The sequence below is a fragment of the Schleiferilactobacillus shenzhenensis LY-73 genome (assembly GCF_000469325.1).
In the GTDB taxonomy this organism is placed as follows: domain Bacteria; phylum Bacillota; class Bacilli; order Lactobacillales; family Lactobacillaceae; genus Schleiferilactobacillus; species Schleiferilactobacillus shenzhenensis.
Map to the genome: position 1 here is coordinate 1 of NZ_KI271632.1, position 1,666 is coordinate 1,666.

Below are 1,666 nucleotides of genomic sequence, written 5' to 3' on the forward strand. Positions count from 1 at the left end.
GAAGGCAGACTGTGAAGACTGCTGGAGCGCTTAGAAGTGAGAATGCCGGCATGAGTAACGAAAAGGCAGGTGAGAATCCTGCCCGCCGCAAGACTAAGGTTTCCTGGGGAAGGTTCGTCCGCCCAGGGTCAGTCGGGACCTAAGATGAGGCCGAAAGGCGTAGTCGATGGCTAACAGGTGGAGATTCCTGTACCGATCTATTATGTTTGAGCGAAGGAAGGACGCAGGAGGCTAAGGTGAGCACGCAGCTGGAAAAGCGTGTCCAAGCACTGAGTCTGGGAGCGAGTCAAATGCTTGTTCCTAAGGACAAGGTGTGATGGGGAGCGAAATTAAGTAGCGAAGCACCTGATGTCACACTGCCGAGAAAAGTTTCTAGTGAGTAATAGATCGCCCGTACCGCAAACCGACACAGGTAGTCGAGGAGAGTATCCTCAGGCGCGCGAGAGAACTCTCGTTAAGGAACTCGGCAAAATAACCCCGTAACTTCGGAAGAAGGGGTGCTGACCGGAAGGTCAGCCGCAGTGAATAGGCCCAAACAACTGTTTATCAAAAACACAGGTCTCTGCCAAATCGAAAGATGACGTATAGGGGCTGACACCTGCCCGGTGCTGGAAGGTTAAGAGGATGAGTCAGCGTAAGCGAAGCCCAGAATTGAAGCCCCAGTAAACGGCGGCCGTAACTATAACGGTCCTAAGGTAGCGAAATTCCTTGTCGGGTAAGTTCCGACCCGCACGAAAGGTGTAATGATTTGGGCACTGTCTCAACGAGAGACTCGGTGAAATTATATTACCCGTGAAGATGCGGGTTACCCGCGACAGGACGGAAAGACCCCATGGAGCTTTACTGTAGCTTGATATTGAGTGTCTGTACCGCATGTACAGGATAGGTAGGAGCCGTAGAAACCGGGACGCTAGTCTCGGTGGAGGCATTGGTGGGATACTACCCTTGCAGTGCGGCCACTCTAACCCGCGCCACTAAGCGTGGCGGGAGACAGTGTCAGGCAGGCAGTTTGACTGGGGCGGTCGCCTCCTAAAAAGTAACGGAGGCGCCCAAAGGTTCCCTCAGAATGGTTGGAAATCATTCACAGAGTGTAAAGGCATAAGGGAGCTTGACTGCGAGACAGACAGGTCGAGCAGGGACGAAAGTCGGGCTTAGTGATCCGGTGGTACTGAATGGAAAGGCCATCGCTCAACGGACAAAAGCTACCCTGGGGATAACAGGCTTATCTCCCCCAAGAGTCCACATCGACGGGGAGGTTTGGCACCTCGATGTCGGCTCATCGCATCCTGGGGCTGAAGTTGGTCCCAAGGGTTGGGCTGTTCGCCCATTAAAGCGGTACGCGAGCTGGGTTCAGAACGTCGTGAGACAGTTCGGTCCCTATCCGTCGCGGGCGTAGGAAATTTGAGAAGAGCTGCCCTTAGTACGAGAGGACCGGGGTGGACATACCGCTGGTGTACCAGTTGTGCCGCCAGGCGCAGAGCTGGGTAGCTATGTATGGCAGGGATAAGCGCTGAAAGCATCTAAGTGTGAAGCCCCCTTCGAGATGAGATTTCCCATTCCTTTAAGGAAGTAAGACCCCTGAGAGATGATCAGGTAGATAGGCTGGGAGTAGCAGCCCCGTGAGGGGTGGAGCGGACCAGTACTAATCGGTCGAGGACTTAACCAA

At 54.0% G+C, this 1,666-nt stretch carries 1 rRNA gene; it reads left to right on the forward strand.

Annotation, left to right across the window (positions count from 1 at the left end):
* A 23S ribosomal RNA gene (locus L248_RS14900) occupies positions 1 to 1,666 on the forward strand; the annotation flags it as partial.